Source organism: Lyngbya aestuarii BL J (assembly GCF_000478195.2).
Classification (GTDB): domain Bacteria; phylum Cyanobacteriota; class Cyanobacteriia; order Cyanobacteriales; family Microcoleaceae; genus Capilliphycus; species Capilliphycus aestuarii.
The window spans coordinates 1-6,447 of the sequence record NZ_AUZM01000135.1 but is presented as its reverse complement, the minus strand read 5'-3'; the positions used below and the strand labels follow the sequence as shown (position 1 = coordinate 6,447).

General features: G+C 43.9%; 2 protein-coding genes. Both read left to right on the top strand.

What is annotated here, in order from left to right; genetic code table 11:
- A partial coding sequence (locus tag M595_RS26685) for a cadherin-like domain-containing protein (RefSeq protein WP_023069711.1) occupies positions 1-2,614 on the top strand: 2,614 nt, incomplete at its 5' end.
- 934 nt (positions 2,615-3,548) lie between these two features.
- A partial coding sequence (locus tag M595_RS26680) for a DUF4347 domain-containing protein (protein WP_023069710.1) occupies positions 3,549-6,447 on the top strand: 2,899 nt, incomplete at its 3' end.

Genomic DNA, 6,447 nt, shown 5'->3' with positions numbered 1-6,447 from the left:
CGTTAGCCTGAATGTTCTCGAAAACGATACCGACTCAGAGGGGAATATTGACCCGACAACAGTAGATCTCAACCCTGATACACCCGAACAAGAAACTACACGGGAAATTCCCGGCGAAGGCACTTATAGCGTAGATGATAATGGAGTTGTCACCTTTGAACCCGAACCCGGATTTACCGGAGACTCCACCATTAACTACACCGTAGAGGATGAAGAAGGTCAACCTTCAGAACCCGCAGCCATTAATGTTACCGTTAATCCCCCTGCAAACGTTCCTCCGACCGCAACCAACCAAAACGTTAATACTCCCTTTGAAACTGCTGTTACCTTTAATCTGGCTGATAATGTTAGTGATCCAGATGGAAACATTGAATTAAGTGCAATTGATCTCGATCCAAGCACTCCAGAACTTGATCAACAGGTGGTTTTACCCCAGGGAACATTTACGGTTAACGATCAAGCTGAAGCCACCTTTGAACCCGTTGATGATTTTAGTGGGACTGCAACCCTTCCCTATACCGTGGCCGATGATTTAGGCGCAACTTCTGAACCTGCTAATATTTCAGTTACAGTCAGCCCCGATGCCAACGAACCACCCACAGCCGAGGATGTTCAGGCTTCTTCAATTGTCAACAATAGCAACCCCATTCCTCTACCTTTATCTACCAATGACTTCAATGATCCCGATGGTACGGTAGAAACAATTAGCCTGACATTACCTGATCCGACCCAAGGGATTTTGTTACAAGATGGTATTGCGGTTACTGACCCGACTCAAGTTCAACGGTTAACCCCAAATCAACTTGATAACCTCTCCTTCCGTCCGAGTCTGGGGTTTGCGGGGAATGCGTCTTTGAGTTATCAAGTCACAGACAATGATGGGGCGACTTCTAATGCGGCAAATGTGACCGTTCCTATTATTCCCTTTACCGTTCCGAATGTACCTCCCATACAGCCTGAACCTCCTATACAACCTGAACCTCCCACACAGCCTGAACCTCCCACAGAACCTTCTGAGAATTTATCCCCAGAAGCTAATAATGAAACAGAAACCATTATTAATGATGGAACTCCCTCAGTTATCCCGACCTTAAATGCAACAGATCCCGATGGTAGTATTGATTTCTACACCATCACCGATTTACCACCCAACGGCACATTATTGATCGACGGTGAACCCGCTACCTCCGAACAAGTTGAACAGCTGACCCCCGACCAAGCCGAACAACTGACCTTTGAACCCGATCCTGATTTTACAGGGGATGTCAGCTTAACTTATACCGCTACCGATAATGATGGCGCTGTTTCTAATCAAGCCGTTGTACAAATCAATGTAGAAGAAGATCAGTCTATTCCTCGCCAAGAACCGATAGATGATGGCAGTTGTGACTGTCCTCCCTTACCTGATTTTGGAGCGGTTCCTTTACCGGATCGTATTGGCTTGACTCCGAGTGCGTTAAATACGTTCAGTAGCATTGATGGTACACCCGAGAGTGATCTTATACCTGCTTCATTCGCCAGTGATATGGTCTTTGCTTTGGCTGGAGATGATAGTATTGAAGGCTTTGACGGCAATGATACTATTTATGGCGCTCAAGGTGATGACCTCAAGTTTGGCGATGATGGCAAGGATCATCTTTTCGGCGCGGACGGTAACGATACGATCATCAGCAGTAACGGCGTTGGCGATTTAGCCGCAGCAGCAGCTAACTTTGAGAACGATGATTTTGTCTATGGTCATCAAAGTAATGATTTACTCCAAGGTGGCCCCGGTGCGGACATGATGTTTAGCGGTAAGCAAGATGACTTCACCTATGGCGGAAAAAATAATGATATGATCTGGGGTGATTTGGGAACTGATACCCTCTACGGTGACTTAGGAAATGACACCATGGTCGGCGACACGGCTGATGAAAATGAGATCGAGGCTGAACGCGGTCTGGCTGGCATGATTGATCTCATGTGGGGCGGTGCTGGCGATGACTTGATGAATGGCGGTCGCAGTAATGATACCCTCAGTGGTGGTGTTGGTAATGATACCGTTCGCGGGGGTAAGGAAGATGACCTCGTTTATGGGGAAGCCGGAGATGACGAGATGTACGGAGATTTGGGTAATGACCAACTCTGCGGTAACGAGGGCAACGATATTATCTATGGTGATATTAACGACAATGACACCCCGAGTGATATTCCCGGACGAGATACTCTCTGTGGGGGTAGTGGTAATGATGTCTTGTTTGGGAATGAAGACCAAGATCGTCTCTGTGGTGGAGAAGATAGTGATACTCTTTATGGGGGTTTAGGTGAAGATACCTTAGCGGGTGAACAGGGAGATGACTGGTTATTTGGGGATCAAGGCAATGATTTGATTTCTGGTGGAAGTGGTAGCGATCGCTTTATCCTGTTCTCAGGTAGTGGTACAGATACTATTCAAGATTTCCAACTGGGTACTGATTTAGTTGCTTTGGGTGGTGGCTTAACTTTTGAACAGTTAACTCTGTCTCAAAGTGGAACCTCAACTGTTGTTAGTCTCGAGGGTCAACAGTTGGCAATTTTCAATGATGTACAAGTAAGCGCGTTAACAGAAGATAACTTTACCGCTTTTATCGGCTAACTGACTTAAAATAGCAGCGATCGCCATAACCGATTAAGCGATCGCTGTTTTTCTCACATTTAAAATAATTTCAGATGCTTTTAAAGTGATTTAAAAATTTAATCTAAAACTTTAGCAAAGAACCAATACTCTAACAATATGTTGCACATTGTCATTGATTCAAGACCAGTAACGCTATCATAGTTTTATCAAGTTTATTATACAGTTCTTTATACCAAACAATTTAATCTAAACTCTCTCGTAAACAATACATAAAAGCGTAATTTTGTCAATAGATAATATGACAGTTAATGAACTGCCATACGGAAAAAGACGGATAATATTAAAGAACGGTTATACCTGTAAGTGTTATCACTGAGATCGCTAGTGAATTAAATACAAAGTTAGGTTGCAGTTATGGGGGAATAGTCAAAATGAGCAAGTTAATGTTTCTAGTTTGCAGTCGTTTTTCAGTTCACTCAAATCAAAAACTATAAAAGCTGATTGCAAGTCCTCTTATCAAAAGAAACAACAGGCTTAAGCAATTAACCGTCACAAAATCTCAACAATTTTAACCTTAAGAACTACTCTAAATTATTAAATATAGAGTATTATTTCTTGATGATGTAAATCTAGATATATGAGTAATTATTCAATATTCCTTGCTCCTTTAAGCTTGTTCTTTCTTAGAAATGGAAAATTTAAAGAAAGTCAGCGACTCATACTATGATTTACGTTTACACGTGCCTTTCTATCCTAAAACCCCTCAAAATCGACCTAATTTGACCTGATTGACAACTTAGCAATAAAAGCTGATTTTACCTCAATCAGTGAGTTCAAAAGAACAACAAGCCTCAGTCGAGGAAAAAACATTCACCTTTAAAGATGATCCTCTGAAACTTTTATAGAGGAATATCAGTCTTGAACGTAGTTTTCCAACCTTCAATTAATTACAATGACATTTTCTAATCCAGGCACTACTCAAAATTTCCGCTCTACTACTACTTCTGAGATTGTTCAGGAGAAACCGGAATTTTTTCAAAACTCTCCAGAAATTTATTCTTCGGTTTCAGTTTGCACCAGAAAAACAGATATTCTTGTTGTTATTGATGCTCAAGTCGAAGACACAGAAAAGCTACTAAAAGGCATTGTCTCTGGTGCTGAGGTAATTCTCCTCGACTCTACAGAAGATGGAGTCAAACAGATCACTAAGGCTCTCCGAGAATATACGGAGATCTCCGAAATACAGATTATTTCTCACGGAACTCCAGGTTGCTTACAACTCGGAAATACCCAACTCAGCCTCGATACCCTCAACCTCTACATCAACGAACTACAAAACTGGTCAGTAGACACCTTGATACTCTACGGTTGTCACGTCGCCGCAGGAGATGCAGGGATTGAGTTTATTGAAAAACTCCATCAATTCACAGGGGCTAAAATTGCCGCTTCAACCAACAAAACTGGTAACGCCGCGTTAGGAGGAGACTGGAACCTAGACCTCAAAACCGATGAATTTGATGTAACCTTAGCGCTGAGTTCAGAAGCGATCGCCAACTATCGCCATACCTTACCCCTTCCGATTGAAAATCTTGTCACCCAAGCCCAAGACGCCGAGGAAAGCAATACTGAAAGTTTAGGAATCACTTATAATTTTGGGCAAGGTAGCAACTTACAAGTAGAAAGCTTTGAAGACAACGATGATCGGCGATATCTATCTGCGGGTGTACTCAACAATTTTGAATTGAGACGGGTAGATAATCCCGATCCCGAGGGAGTTCAGGGTTTAAGACAAATTGTTTGGTATGAAGAAGACCAGGCATCGGCAACCGATCCAAACAGTACCACGATTAATTTGATCCCCGAAGAGGCTCAAAGTGATGGGCGGACACCAATGCAAACCGCTTTGTTTAGTGAATTTATTAACCGGGGTACGGATAATATTTTCGCTAATATCGAGAACCGCGATGAAAATATCAACAATATAGAGCGGGTTGACTACATTTCCACAGATGGTTTATCCCTTCCTCAAGACAGCGAAGATCTAGATGGTATTGGTTTTCTGATCCTCGAACGGGGTGGTAACGATCCGTTTAAAATTGCCGCTATTACTGCTATTGATGATCAAGGGAATCCGAGTGCATATGGGGATTTGCTGCTCACTTTTGATCGAGACGACTGGGGTGAATCCGACACCGGATTTCCCACAAGAGTTCTGCGAGAAGAAGATGCAAATACCATTGTCAATACCAATGTTAGTCCCCAAAATATTGCAGGTATTTTTGTCAGCTACAGAGATTTGTTGAGTGAAAATCCCAATCTTGAAAGAGACCTATTCTTTGGGTATTCTCTTTTTCCACCGGATATTGACGAAACAAACGACTTAGTTGGACTGAGTGACTTTCCTCTAGACACCTCCGATGAACAAGGCCCCGTTAATGAGCGGGGGGGTTTGGACTTGGTGGGAGGCGGTGTCGTTTATCGACGCGAAGATATTAACATTCCCCCCGAAGCCGGAGATGATACGGCAATAACAGATCCCGATACACCTGTTAACATTCCGGTTTTAGAAAACGATCGCGACGATCGCGACGATCGCGACGACATTCCCGGTCAGCCAGTTGAAGATCCAATAAGTATTGTCGGCATCACAACTCCTCCTGCCAACGGTACTGCCACCGTCGATGATGGCGGAACACCCAATGATCCGACGGATGATGTCATCGTCTATACGCCCGAGTTTGGGTTTAATGGTGCTGAGGATAGCTTTGTTTATCAGATTACCGACGGCGAAGATACAACAACAGCAACCGTTACTGTTACCGTTACCAGCACGATTGTTGGTGGAACCGTTTTCACCGATACCGATGGCAATGATAACCTTGACCCCAATGAACCGCTATTGGGGAATATTACGGTCAACTTAATTGACGATCAGGGGAACCCCGTTGGTGAACCCGCCGAAACCAGTGCCGATGGTGTCTACCAGTTTGAGGGTTTTGCTCCGGGAGAATACACTGTTGAGGTGGATACAACCGACGTAGATATTCCTCCGGGCGCAACCCTGGGAACCCCAAATGATCTTGAAATTAATGTTGCAGCCAATCAACCTGTAAATGCTGTTAACTTCGGGTTTGACTCCGCCCCACAAGAACCAACAACGACAGTCAGTGGAAACGTCTTTACTGACACCGACAATAACAACACCCTCAACCCAGATGAACCTCGTATTGGAAATATTACCGTTAACTTAGTCGATGCAAATGGGACTGTTGTTGATACCGTTGCCACAAGTGCTGATGGTGTCTACCAGTTTGAAAGTGTTGTAGCTGGAAATTATACCGTTGCGGTTGATACCACAGACACCGATTTACCGGCAGATGTCACACTCGGAACAACCAATAACGTTCCTATTACCGTTGCAGCCGATCAACCTGTAACTAATATTAACTTTGGGTTTGACCCCATTCCCGCCCCAGTTAACCAACCGCCAACAGCACAAGATGTTGAGGGTTCATCGATTCCCAACGATAGTGATCCGATTGCTTTACCCTTGTCTACGAATGACTTTAGCGATCCCGATGGCATTGTAGAAACCATCCGCTTGACCTTAAGCGATCCAGCACAAGGAGTTCTATTATTTGATGGTGTAGAGGTTACTGATCCAACTCAAGTACAACGGTTAACTCCCAATCAACTCGATAATCTCAGCTTCCGTCCCAATCCTAACTATGAGGGAGATGCTTCCTTTACCTATCAAGTTACCGACGATGATGGTGCCGTCTCGGATATCGCTAGCATCACTATTCCAGTCGCAGCAGCAGGAGGAACCCCCCCGAATAGTACAGTCAGTG